Origin of the sequence: Sphingomonas nostoxanthinifaciens (assembly GCF_019930585.1) — a bacterium.
Lineage (GTDB): Bacteria > Pseudomonadota > Alphaproteobacteria > Sphingomonadales > Sphingomonadaceae > Sphingomonas_I > Sphingomonas_I nostoxanthinifaciens.
The window spans coordinates 3,601,908-3,619,380 of sequence record NZ_CP082839.1 but is presented as its reverse complement, the minus strand read 5'-3'; the positions used below and the strand labels follow the sequence as shown (position 1 = coordinate 3,619,380).

Annotated in this window: 10 protein-coding genes; 6 read left to right on the top strand and 4 right to left on the bottom strand. The window is 67.9% G+C overall.

Annotated elements, in window-relative coordinates:
* Positions 1–142: 142 nt before the first annotated feature.
* Entirely contained in the window at positions 143–2,371 is a 2,229-nt protein-coding gene (locus K8P63_RS17145) for a beta-glucosidase family protein (RefSeq protein WP_223797215.1), read from the bottom strand.
* A gap of 149 nt (positions 2,372–2,520) precedes the next feature.
* On the opposite strand from K8P63_RS17145, the gene K8P63_RS17140 reads away from it, so the two are divergent.
* Positions 2,521–3,618 carry an N-acetylmuramoyl-L-alanine amidase gene (locus K8P63_RS17140; protein ID WP_223797214.1) on the top strand — a complete coding sequence of 366 codons (1,098 nt, stop codon included), beginning with the start codon at positions 2,521–2,523 and terminating at the stop codon, positions 3,616–3,618.
* A 54-nt stretch (positions 3,619–3,672) separates the two neighbouring features.
* Here K8P63_RS17140 and K8P63_RS17135 read toward each other — a convergent pair whose 3' ends face one another.
* Positions 3,673–4,251 carry a PEPxxWA-CTERM sorting domain-containing protein gene (locus K8P63_RS17135; protein WP_223797213.1) on the bottom strand — a complete coding sequence of 193 codons (579 nt, stop codon included), beginning with the start codon at positions 4,249–4,251 and terminating at the stop codon, positions 3,673–3,675.
* 180 nt (positions 4,252–4,431) lie between these two features.
* Positions 4,432–6,360 (bottom strand): mechanosensitive ion channel family protein, encoded by a 1,929-nt coding sequence (locus K8P63_RS17130; protein ID WP_223797212.1) that lies wholly within the window; start codon positions 6,358–6,360, stop codon positions 4,432–4,434.
* A gap of 344 nt (positions 6,361–6,704) precedes the next feature.
* On the opposite strand from K8P63_RS17130, the gene K8P63_RS17125 reads away from it, so the two are divergent.
* Positions 6,705–9,497, top strand: coding sequence for a PAS domain-containing protein (locus K8P63_RS17125; RefSeq protein ID WP_223797211.1), 2,793 nt, complete (start codon positions 6,705–6,707; stop codon positions 9,495–9,497).
* A 129-nt stretch (positions 9,498–9,626) separates the two neighbouring features.
* Positions 9,627–10,823, top strand: coding sequence for a GGDEF domain-containing protein (locus K8P63_RS17120; RefSeq protein WP_223797210.1), 1,197 nt, complete (start codon positions 9,627–9,629; stop codon positions 10,821–10,823).
* A 40-nt stretch (positions 10,824–10,863) separates the two neighbouring features.
* Here the strand turns inward: K8P63_RS17120 and K8P63_RS17115 are convergent, their stop codons facing one another.
* Positions 10,864–11,526, bottom strand: coding sequence for a TetR/AcrR family transcriptional regulator (locus K8P63_RS17115; RefSeq protein WP_223797209.1), 663 nt, complete (start codon positions 11,524–11,526; stop codon positions 10,864–10,866).
* Between the two features lie 76 nt (positions 11,527–11,602).
* Between K8P63_RS17115 and K8P63_RS17110 the strand changes: the two genes are divergently transcribed.
* The 3 genes from K8P63_RS17110 to K8P63_RS17100 are packed head-to-tail and all read left to right on the top strand — an operon-like array spanning position 11,603 to position 17,439.
* Complete coding sequence (locus K8P63_RS17110; protein ID WP_223797208.1) at positions 11,603–12,763, top strand: efflux RND transporter periplasmic adaptor subunit; 1,161 nt, start codon at positions 11,603–11,605, stop codon at positions 12,761–12,763.
* 15 nt (positions 12,764–12,778) lie between these two features.
* The gene (locus K8P63_RS17105) at positions 12,779–15,943 is read left to right on the top strand and encodes an efflux RND transporter permease subunit (RefSeq protein WP_223797207.1); all 3,165 of its coding nucleotides are present in this window, start codon (positions 12,779–12,781) and stop codon (positions 15,941–15,943) included.
* Complete coding sequence (locus K8P63_RS17100; RefSeq protein ID WP_223797206.1) at positions 15,940–17,439, top strand: efflux transporter outer membrane subunit; 1,500 nt, start codon at positions 15,940–15,942, stop codon at positions 17,437–17,439. Before K8P63_RS17105 ends, K8P63_RS17100 begins: the two co-directional genes overlap by 4 nt.
* Positions 17,440–17,473 lie beyond the last annotated feature (34 nt).

Sequence of the window (17,473 nt, the reverse complement as noted above, 5' to 3'; positions counted from 1 at the left end):
AATTATCTTCCTTGAAGGATCGGTGCGGCTGTCACGTGCGTCGGACGACGCGAGGGTGGAAAGGGGTAGGCGCCACGGCCATTTCGCGGAACGGCGCGCCCGTCAATCCGATCCCGCCGAACGGCGCGACATGCGCGACCGCTCAGCGGCTCGCCAGCGCCGCGCCGCGGCCGGCAGGGAGCCAGCGTTCGGGCAGCGTCACCGTTACGCTGCTGCCCGCATCGACGGCCGAGCTTGCCAGCGTCACGCGATACTGGCCCGCGGTGACGTGCCAGCCGTGGCGGCCTTCGTCCCACGTGGCGAGCAGGCGTGGGTCGATCGTGAGCGTCACGGTCTGCTCTGCGCCGGCTGCGAGCATCGCCTTGCCATAACCGCCCAGTCGCTTCGGCCCTTCCCAGCCGCCCGGCACCGGCGCGACATAGATCTGGCCGACCTCCGCGCCGGCGACGCGCCCGGTGTTGCGGATGCGGAAGCTGACGCGCAGATCCTGACCGGCGACATTCGCGGTCAGCCCGGTCTTGGCGAAGCTCGTGTAGCTGAGGCCGTGGCCGAAGGCGAAGAGCGGCGCGGTATTGTTCTTGCCGAGCCACTTATAGCCGACGCTCGCGCCCTCGGTCAGCGTCACCGGGAAGCCCTGACCCTCGGGCAGGCCGAGCCCCGCCGGCTTTGCGCGCGGATAATCTTCGGGCTTCTGCGGGAAGCTGATCGGCAGGTGGCCCGACGGATTGACCGCGCCGGTCAGCACGCGCGCGATCGCCTGGCCGCCATTCGTGCCGGGATACCATGCCTCGACGATGCCCTTGACCTTGCCCGCCCACGGCATCGTCACGGCGGCGCCGGTCTCCAGCACGACGATCGTGTTGGGATTGGCGGCGGCCACCGCCGCGACCAGGCTGTCCTGATCGTCGGGCAAGGTCAGCGGGAAGTCGCGCGATTCCGCGGTCCACTGCGTCACGAACACGATCGCGACGTCGGCTTTCTTCGCGGCCGCGGCCGCGGCGGCGCGGTCGGCTCCGTCCGAATAATGGATCGCCGCGTCGGGCAGGCCGGCCTTGAGGCCGTCGACCGGCGAGGATTTGTAATAGACGATCGGGTGGGGGAAACCCTGCGCCGCATCGGGATCGGGCACGGCGGTGCCGCCCGGCGAATAGACCTGCGCCGATCCGCCGCCCGACAGCACGCCGACGTCGGCATGGCCACCGAACACCGCGATCGTCTTGGCGCGGCCGGCGAGCGGCAGGATGTCGCCCTGATTCTTCAGCAGTACGATGCCCGCCTCGGCGGCGTGCTGGCTGGCGAGTGCGTGCGCGGCGAAATCGATCGGGCCGGGCGCGACCGGGCTGTCGACCGCGCCGCTGGCGATCAGCGCACGCGCGATGCGGCGCACCTTGTCGTCCAGCACCGCCTTCGGCACGCGACCGTCCGCGATCGCCGCCTTCAGTTTCTCCAGCCAGACATGGTAATCGGTCTTGCCGAGCCCGACGCCGGTCTCCTGATCGAGCCCGCCCAGCGCGTCGGCGACGGTATCGTGCTGCGCGCCCCAATCGGACATGACGAAGCCCTGATAGCCCCAGTCGCCCTTCAGCACCTTGTTGAGCAGCCAGTCATTCTGGCAGGCATGCTGGCCGTTGACGAGATTGTACGAGCACATCACCGACCAGGGATTGCCCTGCTCGATCGCGATCTGGAAGGCGAGCAGGTCGGAGGTGCGCGCCGCCGCCTGATCGACCTTCACGTCGACGAAATTCCGGCCGGTCTCCTGATCGTTCATCGCATAATGCTTGATCGTGGTGATGATCGCGTTCGACTGGATGCCCTTGATGAATGCGCCGACCATCGTGCCGGCGAGCCACGGATCCTCGCCGCCATATTCGAAATTGCGGCCGTTGCCGGGATCGCGATCGAGATCGACGCCGCCGGCGAGCTGTTCGTTGAAGCCCGATGCGCGCGCCTCGGCACCGACGACCGCGCCCGCGGCGGTGGCGGCGGCCGGATCCCAGGTCGATGCGGTGAGGATGCCCGACGGCAGAGCGGTACGCTCGAGCGCGGGCGGGGCCGCACCCTGCGTCGCCACGCCGCTGCCCGCATCCGACTGCCATTGCGGGGTGAAGCCGAGCCGCGGAATGCCGGGGACATAGCCCGCCGACTGCGGCCGCGCCTCGGCCCGGCGATAGGCCGGCAGCGCGAATTGCGAGCCGAACAGGCCGGTGACGACCGTGATCTTCTCATCCTCGGTCATCGCCTGGACGAGCAGATCGGCGCGCTGATCAGCGGTGAGCGCGCGATTCTGCCACGCGGTCGGCGCGGGCGCGGCCATCGCGGCGCTCCCCATCGTCGCCAGCGCCACGCTCGTCATCAGCCAGCCGCGCATCACCCATCCTCCTCGATCCAATTCTGGCGGCGTGCATAATGGATCGATCCGGCGAGCGCCATGGCTGGGGGAGTGCCGTGGATCGCGGTTCCGCCGCAGCCCGTCATGCGGTAGTCATGACGTCCGTATCGGTGCTTTTGGGGGAAGGCATGGCGACGCAAAGTCCCGACGACCGAAAGCTTCTGCTCGACGAGCGAAAGCTCGCGCTGGAAGAACAGAAATTCGCCTTCGACAAGACGCGCGAGCGTGGCACCGCATGGAAGAGCCCGCTGCTGATCACCATCCTGACCGCGGCGGCGGCGGCCGGCGGCAATGCGGTCGTGTCGCGTCTGAACGCGGATGGCCAGATGCGCGTCGAGCGGCTCAAGGGCGAGCAGGCGCTCATCACCGAGATGATCAAGACCGGCGGCGACGATGCCAAGACGGCAGCGAACCTGAGCTTCCTGGTCGAGACCGGTCTGATCGAGGATGCGACGCGCCGCGCCCAGCTGAAGGCCTATCTCGATCGCCTCAAGACGCGTCCGGACCTGCTGCCGACGCTGCCCTCGGCCAGCCCGTTGCCGGCATCGACCGCGCAGCGCGCGGCGTTGGTGACCCCGACCGGGGCCTGCCAGTCGCGCGGTGCGAAGGGCGAGCTGTGCGTCGAGCAGGGCATCCTGCTCCAGCCGAACGGCAAGCCGTTCGATGTGGTGGACGCGACGCGCCGTACCGATGCGCTGAAGGAGCCGCCGATCGCGGTGGTGTTGCATTTCAGCGCCGCGGCCGATGGGGGCGGCAAGCGCTTCTTCACCAATCCGATGTCGCCGGGCAGCGCGCACGTCGAGATCAATCGCGACGGCAGCATCACGCAATTGGTGCCGTTCGACATCGCCGCCAATCATGCCGGCGCCAGTGCCTGGAACGGCCACAGCAACCTCAACGGCTCGACCATCGGCATCAGCTTTGCCAATTACGGCCCGCTCTCCGGCGGGCCGGGCAAATGGCGCACCATGACCGGCCAGATTCTGCCCGACGATCGGGTCGTCCTGATCGCGCCGGCCGCAGGCGGTCCCCCGGCAGGGTGGGAGCGCTATACCGAGGCGCAGTTGCGCGCCGGCGAGGAGGTGCTGCGCGCGCTGGTCGCGGCCTATCCGAGCATTCACGCGGTGCTGCCGCATAGCGGCGTGACCGTCCCGGCCGGTCGCAAGGTCGATCCGGGGCCGGCTTTGCCGCTGGCGCGCTTCGCGGCGCTGGTGCCGTCGCAATAAAGAAAGGAACGCCGCCGGCCCGCAGGCCGACGGCGCGTCGGTATCGGGATCGTATCAGGCGAAGCTGACGGCGAGCTTCCTGCGGCTGCGCATCGCCGTGCCGGCGGCACCGAAGCCGACGAGCATCAGCGCCCACGAGGCGGGCTCGGGCACCGCGGCGGTGGTGATCGTGACCGCCGACTTGACCAGCGACGTGCCGTCGCCCGGGACGACGTGGTCGACGGTCGACAGTGTATAGGTGCCCGCGACGGCGAGGCCCTTGAACGCCGACAGAGGCGAGCCCGGCAGGACGATGCCGCTCACCGATCCCGTGGTGGGCGCCGCGACAGTCGCGTCGTCGGAGAAGGTCGCGTTGATACTGCTGCCCGACGTGTCGCCTTTCCCTGCGAAGAAGGTGACGGTCGTCCCCAGATGCGACAGCGACAAAGTGAGATCGTCGGCATAGGGGCCGCCGGTCTGGATGAAGATCGACAGGCTGTCGATCAGGCCGTCATCGGTGACGTCGAAATTGAAGTTCTGCGTCGATGCGCCGTCGATATTGGCGGCCCGTGGGCCGTCATACACGGTGGTCGAAGCCTGAGCGGCTACGGGCGCGGCTAGAAGTGCCAGAACGGCGGCATTAAACTTACGCATACATACCCCTTTGCTCAGAAAGAGAAGCGCGTCTGCTTCCCGTCTCTTCGACAAGGGTGTGGTTGCCAGACTGTTAGTCCTGCTGTCAAATTAATAGAGCGTTAATATAACTACGCAAAATTCATCGATAACTCTGGTTTATACTGAATAGCCAATTACGATTTACTATCGGGCTTGGGGTCAGGAGATGGCAACCTTCATCGCGTGGCCCGCGAAGCCGTCGACCAGCGCGTGGATCAGGTCGCTCCGGATCTCGGCGATCGGATGCCGGGGCTCGGCATAAGCGTGGAGGGTGAAGCCGAAACCCGCGTCGGACGCGTCGGTCAGCAGCAGGCGCGGTGCCGGATGCTCCCGGATGCCGGGCTGATCGTGAAGCATGCCGAGGATGGCGTCGCGCGCCGCGCCGGGGGATGCGCTTCCCACCACCTTGATCGTCAACTCGACCCGGTCGCCGACGCCGGCACCCGAACGGTTCTGGACGTTGGCCGAGATGAACAACGAGTTCGGCACGATCGTGACGCTGCCGTCCGCCGCCGCAAGTTCGGTGGCGCGCACGTTGATCCGCCGCACGCTGCCCTCGGCGCCCGATGCCAGCACCCAGTCGCCGATCTTGATCGGCCGCTCGATCAGCAGGATGACGCCCGAGACGAAATTCTGGATGATCGACTGCAGGCCGAAGCCGATGCCGACCGAAAGCGCGCTGGCGATCAGCGTGATCTTGTCGAGATTGATGCCGAGCGCGTTGGTCGCCGCCAGCAATGCCAGCACGATGCCGGCATAGCTCAGCCCGGTGACGATCGAGCTGCGCACGCCGATGTCGAGCGCGGTCGCGGGCAGGAAGCGCTGTTCGAGCCAGCGCCGCACGATCCGGGTGAGCGTGATGCCCACCACCAGCACCGCGATCGCGGTGGCGACCGCCTTGGGCGCGAAGTGCAGCGTGCGCAGCTCGCCCAGCAGCAGCCCCGGCTGCACCTGATCGACCAGCGACACGCCTTCGCCGCCCAGCGGCGCCACGATCAGCCCGATCGCGAGCAGCCAGATCAGCAAGGTCGCGGCGCCGGTGGCGAGGATGTTGGCCTGGGCGATCCGCTCGGCCCGCAGGCCGACGATGTGCGCCGCGAAATGACCGGCGGCATGGTCGGTGCCGAGCAGCCAGCCGATCAGGCCGGTCGCCAGCCGAATGCACAGGATCGCGACGACCACCACCAACGCCGTCCAGATCAGCTCCTGGAACAGCAGCACGGCGAAATGCGTGTAGCCGAGGACGAAGCCGATCAGCCCGATCAGGATCGCGCTCCACGCCAGAGCGGTCAGGGTCAGCCCGGCCTGGCGCGGCGGCGCGGCCCCGTCGCCGGCCCCGTCGCCGGCGCTGTCGCGACTGCGCCCGACTGCGACGAGGAAGCCGGCGATGAGGATCGCCTCGAAGATGATAAGCAGCCCCTGCGCAATCAGCCACGACGCCGCCGATGCGTGCAGGATAACCGACGTGCGCTCGACGAAACCGGCGAGGCCCAGCGCGACGCCGCCCAGCAGGGGATAGAAACCGAGCGCGTAATCGAGCCCGTCGGGCGCCGGCAGCGGGCGCTTCGCCGGCTCGTCGGGCGATCGGAGCGCGCGACCGATGCCAAGCCCGATCCCGGCCATCACGAGCCCGGCGGCGATCGTGTCGGCCAGCTCGCGCGTGGCCGGCAGCAGGTAAAGCGCGAGATCGAGCGCGCTGCGGACGAGATGGACGGCAAGGCCGATCAGCACCGCCGTCACCACGATCGTGAGCACCGCCTTGGCCGGCGCGTGACAGTGACCGCGCTGATCGAAGCGATGCACCAGCCGCCTGAGCAGGCCGAGCAGCCAGAGGCGCAGCGGCCAGACGATCAGCACCGCGACCACGATCGTCACCAGCAGCGTCAGCAGCGCACCCTGCGAGCGGATCGGTTCGGCCAGCTGCGCCTGAGCCAGCCGATAGGCCGAATGGAGATCGCGGGTGGTCGAGGCCCAGAGCGACAGCTCCGCCGTCGGCGGCGAAGGCAGCGGGGCGGCGGCGATGAGGGTCGCCGCACCGGGCAGCAGGAGCCAGCGGCGTGACGGCGGGATGGGTTGGAACCTTAGCATAGGTTACCGAACGGCAGTCGCCCCGTGATCGATCCCATCGGCAGGGCAGATTGGTGCGATCGGGGGGTGACGGGATGCAGCAGCTTGTAAACGGGGGATTTCCGGCGTGGGCTTTTGCGCCGGCGTCGACTATCCAACTCTCTTCCGGCATCCGCTAGAGAGGGCGTCTTCTGGTTTCCGAGCCCGATCACCTGCCGCCTGCCCTGCGATTCCTCGCCGGCGGCGGCGAGGCGACGCGCCTGATCCGCGCGCGGAACTGGACCGGGCACCCGCTGGGCGCACCAGAGGGCTGGCCCGAGACGCTCAAGATATCGCTCAGCACGATCCTCAACTCGCCCGAATCGATGATCCTGGCGTGGGGCGAGCACGACCTGACCTTCTTCTTCAACGAGACCTATTTTCCGCTGCTGGGGCCGCGCCTGTCGTGGGCGATGGGCGCGCCGTTCGTCGAGGTGTGGGCGGATGCGTGGGATCAGGCCAAGCCGATCATCGACGACGCCTTCGCCGGCCGCAGCACGCGCTTCATCGACCTTCCGTGGACGCTCGCGACCGATCGCGGCGCGGCCGAAACCTGGTGGACCTTTTCCTACTCGCGCATCCTCGCATCCGACGGCGCGGTCGCCGGGCTGTTCATCCTCACCAACGAGACCACCGCCAAGGTGCTGGGCGACCGCAAGCGGGCGGAGGCCGAGGAATTGCTGCACCGGGCGCAGGAGGCCGGCGGCATCGGCCTGTTCGCGGTGACGCCCGACGGCGTCATCCGGCCGACCCCGTCATTCTGCGCTTTGTACGGCGTTCCCGCAGCCGACGAGATGCCGGCGGCGGTGTTCGAGAATCTCGTGCTCGCACCGGATCGCGCCAAGGTTTCGGATCTTGCGTCGCGCGCGGCCGGGCGTGCCCCGCTTGACGTCGAATACCGGATCCGCCGCGTGGATACGGGCGAGACGCGGTGGATCGCGCGCAAGGGGCGGATCGAGCGTGACGCGGACGGCGTCTTCCGCCGCTTCACCGGCTCGGCGCGCGACATCACGGACGAGGTGACGGCGCGCGTCGCGCTCGAGGATCGCGATCGCTTCCAGTCCGCTTTGCTTCGCCTCACCGATCTGACGCGCGATCTGCTGGATCCGCAGGATATCGCGTTCGAGGCGGCCAAACTCCTCGGCACCACGCTGCACGTCGATCTGGTCGGCTATGGCGAGGTCGACGCCGAGCGCGAGACGCTGACCGTGGCGCGCGACTGGACCATGCCGGGAACCGACAGCCTCGTCGGCATGGTGCGGTTCCGCGATTTCGGTTCCTATATCGAAGACCTCAAGCACGGCGCGACGGTGATCGTGGACGATGCCGAGACGGATGGACGCACCGCGTCCTACGCCGCGGCGCTGATCGAACGCTCGGCGCGATCCTTCGTGAACATGCCGCTGTTCGAGCAGGGGCGGTTCGTCGCGCTCCAGTTCGTCAGCCAGCGCGCGCCGCGCGCGTGGACCACGCCCGAACTGGTCTTCATTCGCGAAGTCGCCGAGCGGGTGCGCGTGGCGACCGAACGCGCGCGGCTCGAACGGGCGCGCCAGGATCATGTGCGCGAACTCGCCGCGATCAACGCGTCGCTGGAGGAGGAGGTCGCCCGGCGGACCGAGGATCGGAACCGCCTGTGGCAGCTCTCGACCGACCTCATGCTGGTGGCCGCGTTCGACGGCGGCATCATCGCGACCAACCCGGCGTGGGCCCGCATTCTCGGCTGGCACGAAACGGAACTGGTCGGACGGAGCCTGTTCGACCTGATCCACCCCGACGACCTGGATCACACCGTCGCGGGTGCGCATGGCGTCTCGCGTGGGACGAGCTTTGCGCGGTTCGAGAATCGCTACCGCCATCGCGACGGCAGCTACCGCAATATCGTGTGGACGGCCGGCCCCGGCGAGGGCTTCATCGTCGCGGTCGGCCGCGACGCGACCGAGGACAATGCCCGCGCCGCCGCATTGGCGCTTGCGGAGGAACAGCTTCGCCAGGCGCAGAAGATGGAGGCGGTCGGCCAGCTCACCGGCGGCATCGCGCACGACTTCAACAATATGCTCACCGGCGTGATCGGTTCGCTCGAACTGCTCAAGCGCCATGTCGCGGAGGGGCGTCACGATCGCGTCGATCGCTACATCGATGCGGCATCGACCTCGGCCCTGCGCGCCGCCGGGCTGACCCAGCGGCTGCTCGCCTTTTCGCGCCGGCAGTCGCTCGACGTCGGGCCGGTCGACGTCAACCTGCTGGTGGTCGGCATGGAGGAACTGCTCGCCCGGACGCTGGGCGATCATGTCGAGCTTGAGGTGCATCTGCATGCCGACACATGGGCGGCGCGGACCGACCAGAACCAGCTGGAGAGCGCGCTTCTGAACCTGGCGATCAACGCGCGCGACGCGATGCCGGACGGCGGCCGCCTGACGATCGAGACGGCGAACACGCGGTTGGACGCGAGCTTCACGGCGACGGTGCGCGACCTAGCACCGGGCGACTATGTCGTGATCGGCGTCTCCGACACGGGCACCGGCATGACGCCCGGCGTGATCGACAAGGCGTTCGACCCGTTCTTCACGACCAAGCCGATCGGCGCCGGGACCGGGCTCGGCCTGTCGATGATCTACGGCTTCACCAAGCAGTCCGGCGGCCACGTCCAGATCTATTCGGAGGTCGGCCGGGGCACCACGGTCAAGCTGTACCTTCCCCGCATCATGCGCGCGCCCGATGCCGCCGCGCCGCGCGAGCGGACGAGCATTCCGGCCACGCCCGGTGAACAGGTGCTGCTGGTCGAGGACGATCCGGCGGTCCGCATGCTGGTGCGCGACGTGCTGGCCGAGCTGGGCTACGGCGTCGAGGAGGCCGGCGACGCGGACGCAGCGATTCCGCAATTGCGGGCGATGCCGCGGATCGACCTGCTCGTCACCGATGTCGGCCTGCCCGGCATGAACGGGCGCCAGCTGGCCGAGGTCGCGCGCGATCTCCGCCCCGGGCTCAAGGTGCTCTTCATCACCGGCTATGCCGAGCGCGCGGCGGTACGCGCCGATTTTCTGGCCGAGGGCATGGACATGATCACCAAGCCGTTCGTCATCGACGTCCTGTCGAAGAAGATCCGCGCGATGATCGGCTAGACCCCGGACCACGGATCAAGCGCCGGCCGTTGCGCCGCCCGCCGCCGGGTCGACGACGGTCGGCTGGCCCGCGCGTTAACCTTTGATTAAAACATTTCGGGCTAGCTCCGCACGCGAACGACAGCCCGAATGCACATCGATCTCCCCACGCTCTATCTGCTCGCCGTGGGCACGCTGCTCGTCAGCGCAGGGCTGACGCTGTGGGAGCTTCATGGGCACCCCGAGCGCCGCCAGACATTGGGCGGTTTAGCGGCGGCCTACATCTGTATTGCCGTCGGCTGCCTGCTCGCGACCAGTCATGACCTTGTGCTCGGTGCGTTCAATCGGCCGTGCAGCAACCTGATCATCCTGTCGGGCTATCTGCTCATTCTGGACGCGGTCGCCTCGTTGAGCGGCCGTCATTATCGTCGCCCGTCCATCGCGACCGTCGCCGCGATGGCGGCGCTTTGGGCGTTCGGCGGCGTGCGCGCGCAGAATGCGATCTGGGATTATGCCTCTGCATTCCCGATCGCCGTCGCGTGCGGCGCCACGGCGATCGAGGTTGGCCTGGCCAGGCAGCTGCGCGACATGCGATCGCGTCACGTCGTCGTGGTGGTGAGCGGCTGCCACGCATTGCTTTATGCGGCCAGGGCGCTGATCCTGCCGATCCTGTTCGAGGTCTACGGGCTACCCGCGCTGAAGATCGCGGCGGCGGTGACGATGTATGGCGGTGTCCTGTACTCGGTCGTGCTGCCGATGGCGCTGCTCGCGATGATCCGCGAGGAAGCGCACAACCGGCTCCTGACGCGGTCGCGCACCGATTATCTGACCGGGCTCGGCAATCGCGAATGGTTTTTCGAACAGGGCGCGCGCCTGGTCGATCGCACCGACCGGCCTTTGTCGCTGCTGGCCTTCGACCTGGATCATTTCAAGGCGATCAACGATCGCCACGGCCACGCGATCGGCGACGAGGTGCTCAAGTCGTTCGCGACGGCCGCGCACGGCATCGTGGGTTCCGATACCATCCTGGCGCGCATCGGGGGCGAGGAGTTCGCGGCGCTGCTGCCGGGCTGCGACGGCGGGCAGGCACGAAGGATCGCGCAGGCCATTGCCGAGCGGTTCGCCGCGACGGTGACGCTGACCGGGCACGGCATGCCCGTGCGCACCACCGTCAGCATCGGCGTGGCCGAGCAGGACGGCCGGCGGCCGAGCCTCGCGGCGTTGCTGGCGAACGCGGATATGGCGCTTTATGCGGCGAAGGCGCGCGGACGTAACCGGATCGCGTCGGCGGGCGAAGATCCGCAGGCGGCCCGGATGTCGCACTGCGAGTCGCAGGCGGCGGCCTGAATTGCGCCGCCGCTCAGGCCCCAACGAGGCCTTGGCGAGACTAGGCCGCGAGGTGATCCAGTTCGCGCATCACCATCTCTGAAAAACGCTGCCCGGTCTCGGCAGTGTCGAGCCCGCCGACGGCCAGCAGATGCAGCGGCAGGCCGATCATGAGCGTGAGGATCAGTTCGGCGACGGCGCGGCGCTGATCGGCCTTCGCGTCGCCGGGCGCCAGCGCCATCAACGCGGTATCGAGCCCTTCGCGGATGCAGCGACCGACGCTGCCGACCAAAGCTGCGACCCGATTGTTGCGACCCGCCTCGACGATGATTTCGGGGAGCAGGTAGCGATCCTGCGGATTGAGTTCGTGCCCGACGAAGCCGGCGATCCATGCCCGGATGGCGCCCGGATCGGCGGCGGCGATGGCCAGCGCGAGCGCATCCTGACCGGGAAGGTTCGCGAGATTGCCACGCACGATTTCGGCGACGATCGCGTCCTTGCCATCGAAATCGCGGTAAATTTGCCCGACCTTGATGCCGGACACCTCCGCGATCTGGGCGATGGCGGTGTTGTGAAAGCCATGTTCGCAAAACAGGGTGCGCGCGGCGTCCGTCACGCGACGGCGGCGCTCGATCGCGCGCGACGAAAGCCCGCAGATCAGGTCGGGCGCGGACGCCCCGGCGTCTTCCTGGTCGCTCGCGACGATCGAGCCGAATGACCGCACTGCAACAATTCCACTGGCGATATGAACTGTGAACGACTATTCACACCTTCTGCCGCGATTCAACCGGAAATCCCAGATGCAGTCTCGTCTCGTCCTACTTTCGCTCGTTTTCGCGCTCGGCGCCTGTGCGAAGAAGGCGCCACCGCCGCCTCCGCCGCCGCAGGCGGGCTATGTGACGGTCAAGGAGGCGACGGTGTCGCTGACCACCGAATTGCCCGGCCGCGTCGCCGCATTCGAGACGTCGGACGTGCGTCCGCAGGTCAATGGCCTCATCCTGCGCCGTCTGTTCCGCGAAGGCGACGAGGTCCGGCAGGGGCAGGCGCTCTATCAGATCGATCCGGCGCCCTATGAGGCGGCCGTCGCCAATGCGCGCGCGGCACTCGTCAGGGCGCGGGCGGCGATCAACTCCAGCCGGAACCTGGCGCAACGCTACGGCCAGCTGGTTGCGATCAACGCGATCTCGAAGCAGGATTACGAGAATGCGCAGACCAGCGCCGGCCAGGCCGAGGCCGACGTCGCGGCGCAGACGGCGGCGCTCCGCACCGCGACGATCGATCTCGAACGCACCAAGATCAAGGCGCCGATTTCCGGGCGGATCGGCCGGTCGACCTATACGCCGGGCGCGCTCGTCACCACCGGACAGGCCGACGCGCTGACGACGATCCAGCGGATCGACACCGTCTATGTCGACGTCAACCAGGCGAGCGCCGCGGTGCTGGCGCTCCGCCAGAAGATCCTCGCCGGCAACGTCGCGCGTAACGGCAAGAGCGGCGCGCGCGTCCAGCTGAAGCTGGAAGACGGCAGCACCTACCCGTTTGCCGGCACGCTCCAGTTCGCCGACGTGACCGTCGACGCGACGACCGGATCGCAGACCATTCGTGCGACCTTCCCCAACCCGCAGCGGCTGCTGCTGCCGGGCATGTATGCGCGCGCCGAGCTGGTCGAGGGCACGCAGGCACAGGCACTGCTCGTGCCGCAGCGTGCGGTCTCCCGCGACGAAAAGGGCAATCCCACCGTCATGGTGATCGGCGCCGGCAACAAGGTCGAGCTTCGCCAGCTCACGACGAGCCGGACGTCCGGTGACGACTGGATCGTCAGCGACGGCGTGAAGGCCGGCGACAAGGTGATCGTGGAGGGCGGCATGATGCTGCGCCCCGGCGCGCCCGTGACGCCCGCGCCCTATACGGGCAAGCCGGCCGATGCGCCCGCCGCCGGCCAGCCGGCAGCGGCCAAGTAAGCGAACGGATCGACCATGTCGCGCTTCTTCATCAATCGGCCGATCTTCGCCTTCGTCATCGCCATCGTGCTGATGCTGCTCGGCACGATCGCGATCACGCAGCTGCCGATCTCGCAATATCCGGCGATCGCGCCGCCGACGATCGCGATCAACGCGACCTATCCGGGCGCCGACGCGCAGACGCTTGAAAACACGACGACCCAGATCATCGAGCAGCAGCTGAAGGGCATCGATAACCTTCGCTACTTCTCGTCGAATTCCAGCTCGGCCGGAACGGTCACGATCACGCTGACGTTTGAGCAGGGCACGAATGCCGACATCGCCCAGGTGCAGGTGCAGAACAAGCTGCAGGCGGCGACCCCGCTCCTGCCGCAGGAGGTGCAGCAGCAGGGCATCCGCGTCGTCAAGGCGACGCAGAACTTCCTGATCTTCGTCGGCCTCTATTCCGACAATCCGAAGCTGCACGACAGTGACGACCTGAGCGACTTCGTCGTCTCGAAGATCCAGGATCCGGTCAGCCGCATCAACGGCGTGGGCGATACCCAGGTCTTCGGCAGCCAATATGCGATGCGCATCTGGGTCGATCCCCTGAAGCTGCAGACCTACGGCCTGACGATGACCGACGTGTCATCGGCGGTGACCGCGCAGAACGCCCAGGTCTCCGCCGGGCAGTTGGGCCAGGCGCCGGCGCCGGCCACGCAGATGCTGAACGCGACCGTGACCGTCGCGTCGCGACTGCAGACCGCCGACGAGTTCGGCGCGATCCGGCTCAAGTCCAATGCCGACGGATCGGTGGTGCGCATCCGCGACGTGGCGCGCGTCCATATCGGCGCGGAGACGTTCGGCTTCGAGGGCAAGTGGAACGGCCTGCCGGCCTCCGGCATCGCGATCAAGCCCGCCGCCGGCGCCAACGCGCTCGATACCGTCGCGCTCGTGAAGGCGCGCGTCAACGAGATCGCCAAGCAGTTTCCGCCCGACGTCCACGTAATCTACCCGTACGACACGACGCCGTTCGTGCGGCTGTCGATCCGTCAGGTCGTGGAGACGCTGCTCGAGGCGGTCGTGCTGGTCTTCCTCGTCATGTTCCTGTTCCTGCAGAACTGGCGGGCGACCCTGATCCCGACGATCGCGGTGCCGGTGGTGCTGCTCGGCACCTTCGCGGTGCTCAAGATCGCCGGCTATTCGATCAACGTGCTGACCTTGTTCGGCATGGTGCTGGCGATCGGCCTGCTCGTCGACGACGCCATCGTCGTCGTCGAGAATGTCGAGCGACTGATCGTCACCGAACATCTCTCGCCGCGCGAGGCGGCGCGAAAATCGATGGACGAGATTACCGGCGCGCTCGTCGGTATCGCGCTCGTCCTGTCGGCGGTGTTCCTGCCGATGGCCTTCTTCGGCGGATCGACCGGCGTCATCTATCGACAATTCTCGATCACCATCGTCTCCGCGATGGCGCTGTCGGTGATGGTCGCGCTGATCCTGACGCCCGCGCTGTGCGCGACCATCCTGAAGCCGCACGACCCGACGAAGCACGAGGGCAACGGGCTGCTCGCGCGCTTCTTCAACGGCTTCAATTATTATTTCGACCGCGGCCAGGAGAAGTATGAGCGCGGCGTGCGCTCGACCGCCTCGCGCTGGGGGCGCTCGCTGCTCGCTTATGCGCTGATCGTCGCCGGCATGGTCTTCCTGTTCACGCGCTTGCCGACCGGCTTCCTGCCCGACGAGGATCAGGGCGTCGCGATCGCGCTCGCCCAGCTGCCCGCGGGCGCCACCAAGGCGCGCACCGATGCGGCGCTGGCCACGGCCCGCGACCATTTCCTGAAGACCGAAGCCGGCAACATCCAGGGCGTCTACACGATCAGCGGCTTCTCCTTTTCCGGCCAGGGCCAGAATGCCGGCATCATCTTCATCCCGCTCAAGCGGTGGGAGGAGCGCCCCGGCGCCAAGAACCGCGCGCAGGCGATCGTCGGCCGCGCGATGGGCGTGTTCAGCCAGTGGCATGACGGCATGATCTTCGCGCTGATCCCGCCGGCCGTCCAGGAACTGGGCAACGCGACCGGCTTCGACATGCAGCTCGTCGACGAGACCGGGATCGGCCACCAGAAGCTGCGCGCCGCGCGCAATCAGTTGCTCGGCATGGCCGCGTCCGATCCGCGCGTCGCGGGCGTGCGGCCCAACGATCTCGACGATGCGCCGCAGCTGAAGATCGATGTCGACCAGGACAAGGCCTCCGCGCTCGGCCTGTCGATCGCCGACGTGCACAGCACGATCTCGACCGCGTGGGGCGGCAGCTACATCAACGACTTCATCGATCGCGGCCGCGTGAAGCGCGTCTACGTCCAGGCCGACGAACCCTATCGCATGAAGCCCGAAGACCTCGCCGACTTCTACGTGCGCGGCACGAACGGAAAGATGGCGCCGTATTCGGCCTTTTCGAGCCTGAGCTGGTCGAACGCGCCGGTCGCGCTGACCCGCTATAACGGCCAGCCCGCGATGGAGATTCTCGGCACGCCTGCGCCCGGCCAGAGCTCGGGCACGGCGCTCCGGGCGATGGAGGAGATGCAGGCCAAGCTGCCGGCGGGGACCAGCCTGAGCTGGACCGGCCTGTCGTACGAAGAGCAGTTGTCGGGCGGTCAGGCGCCGTCGCTCTACGCGCTGTCGCTGGTCATCGTGTTCCTGTGTCTCGCGGCGCTCTACGAGAGCTGGTCGGTGCCGATCGCGGTCATGCTCGTCGTGCCGCTGGGTGTCGTCGGCGCCTTGTTCGCGGCGTGGATCACCGGGCTCAACAACGACATCTACCTGCAGGTGGGCCTCATCACGACCATCGGCGTCTCGGCCAAGAATGCCATCCTGATCGTCGAGTTCGCCGAGGAGCGGATGCAGGAGGACGGCATGACGACCTTCGATGCGGCGATCCAGGCGGCCAAGCTGCGCCTGCGCCCGATCCTGATGACCAGCCTCGCCTTCGTGTTCGGCGTCTTTCCGCTCGCGATCGCCACCGGGGCGGGCGCGGGCGGCCAGAATGCGATCGGTCGCGCGGTGGTCGGCGGCATGCTCTCGGCGACGATGTTCGCGATCTTCTTCGTGCCGATGTTCTTCGTGGTGGTCGGCCGCCTGTTCGGCCACGACAAGAAGCGGGCTGCGACGCCGGACGGCCAGATGGCGGAGCAGGGCGCATGAGCGCGCGGCCGACCCGCCTCGCGCTTGCCGCGCTCGCGCCGCTCCTGCTGGCGGGCTGCGATTTCGCGCCCAAGCATGTTCGATCGGCCAATGCCGCGCCGGCGACCCTGCCGAGCGGCGGCACCTATCCGGTCGCCGATGCGGCCGCGCCCGACCCGACCCACATCGGCTGGCAAGATTTCTTCACCGACGATCGCCTCCGCCAGGTGATCGCGCTGGGGCTGGCCAACAACCGCGATCTGCGCGTCGCCGCCGGCAACGTGCTGCAGGCGCGCGCCCAATATCATGTCCAGCGCGCGGACCTTCTGCCGTCGGTGAGCGGGCAGGCCTCGGCCACCTTCACCAACAGCCCCTACGGCATCTCCGGCGTGACCGGCACCGGCACGACCGGCGCGGGCGCGGGCACCACGACCGGCACGGGCACCGGCGTCACCACCGGCACGACCACGGGCAGTGCGACGACCACGTCCGACACGATCAAGATCTATCAGGTCGGGCTGGGTGTCAGCGCGTTCGAGCTCGATCTGTGGGGCCGGGTGCGCAACCTGACGAAGGCCGCGCTCGACCAGTATCTCGCGACCGAAGAGGGGTCGCGCGCCACGCGGATCATGCTGATCGGCGAGATCGCCACCGCTTATGCGACGATGGCGGCCGATCAGGATCAGCTCAAGATCTCCGAGCAGACGCTGAAGACCTATGCCGACACGCTCGAGCTGACCCGTGCGCAGTTCCGCATCGGCACCAGCTCCGAGCTGGAATCGCGGCAGGCCGAAACCAATTACGAAAATGCGCGCAACGATACCGCCGTGCTCCGCTCGCAGATCGCGCAGGATCAGAATGCGCTGAACCTGCTGGTCGGCACCACCGTGCCGACCGAGCTGCTGCCCGCCACGCTGGGCGCGTTCACGATCTCGGATCTGCCCGCCGGTATCTCTTCGACCTTGCTGCAGCAGCGGCCGGACGTGCTGCAGGCCGAGGATCAGCTGAAGGCCCAGAACGCAAATATCGGCGCGGCGCGCGCGGCCTTCTTCCCCACCATCTCGCTCACCGCCTCGATCGGCACGATCGCGCCGCAACTGTCGAGCCTGTTCGACAGCGGGACGAAGGCGTGGACGGTCGCACCCTCGGCCGTTCTGCCGATCTTCGATTACGGGCGTAACCTGGGCAATCTGGCTTACGCCAAGGCCAGCCGCGACGTGGCGGTGGCGACCTACGAGAAGACGCTCCAGACTGCGTTTCGCGAGGTGGCCGATGCGCTCGCGACGCGCGGGACGATCCATGAGCAGATCGACGCGCAGCAGCGCAAGGCGGCGGCAGCGGAGATCGCGGCCAAGCTCGCCACGGCGCGCTATCGCGCGGGGGTCGACTCGTTTCTGACCACGCTCGACACGCAGCGCACCTCATATGCCGCGCAGCAGACCCTGGTCTCGACCCGGCTGGCCGAGGCGAGCAACCTCATCACGCTCTATCGAACGCTCGGCGGCGGCCTGAAATAGCAGGGCAGGCGCCGCCGCGACGCCCGCATGACAT